The organism is Streptococcus sp. M334, from assembly GCF_000187745.1.
In the GTDB taxonomy this organism is placed as follows: Bacteria; Bacillota; Bacilli; order Lactobacillales; family Streptococcaceae; genus Streptococcus.
Genome location: NZ_GL732509.1, coordinates 1 through 643, shown reverse-complemented (window position 1 = coordinate 643; position 643 = coordinate 1). Strand labels below are relative to the sequence as shown.

The window sequence follows — 643 nt, the reverse complement described above, 5'->3', positions numbered from 1 at the left end:
TCAGACAAGACTCCATGGTCAGATAACGGTTCAGCTAAAAACCCCGCTCTTCCACCAGTAGAGAAATTGGGCAAAGGCCTCTACTTCTATGAAGTGGACTTGGCAGGTACTCAAGGTAAATCAGATAAAGAGCTTCTTGACCTTTTGAAACAAAATGGAACTCACAGCTATAAAGCTACCATCAAAGTGTACGGTGCTAAAGACGGCAAGGCCGATTTGACTAACCTTGTAGCGACTAAGGATTTGGATGTCAACTTGAACGGTTTGACTACACCAGCTGAAGTACAAAAAGGCGTGGCTGACAACACCAAAGACACAGTAGACGTTCCAGCTACTTACTTGGACAAAGCCAACTTCCCAGGCCCATTCACAGCTGGTGTTAACCAAGTCATTCCATACGAATTCTTCGCTGGTGACGGTATGTTGACTCGCCTTATCTTGAAGGCCTCAGACAAGGCTCCATGGTCAGATAACGGTTCAGCTAAAAATCCCGCCCTTCCACCAGTAGAGAAATTGGGCAAAGGTCTTTACTTCTATGAAGTGGACTTGGCAGGTACTCAAGGTAAATCAGATAAAGAGCTTCTTGACCTTTTGAAACAAAATGGAACTCACAGCTATAAAGCTACCATCAAAGTGTACGGTG

General features: G+C 44.8%; 1 protein-coding gene. It reads left to right on the top strand.

All coding sequences use genetic code 11. The features are described from left to right. Positions 1 to 643: SSURE domain-containing protein (locus tag HMPREF0851_RS15215; protein WP_000309629.1), on the top strand; the 643-nt coding region annotated here is incomplete at both ends.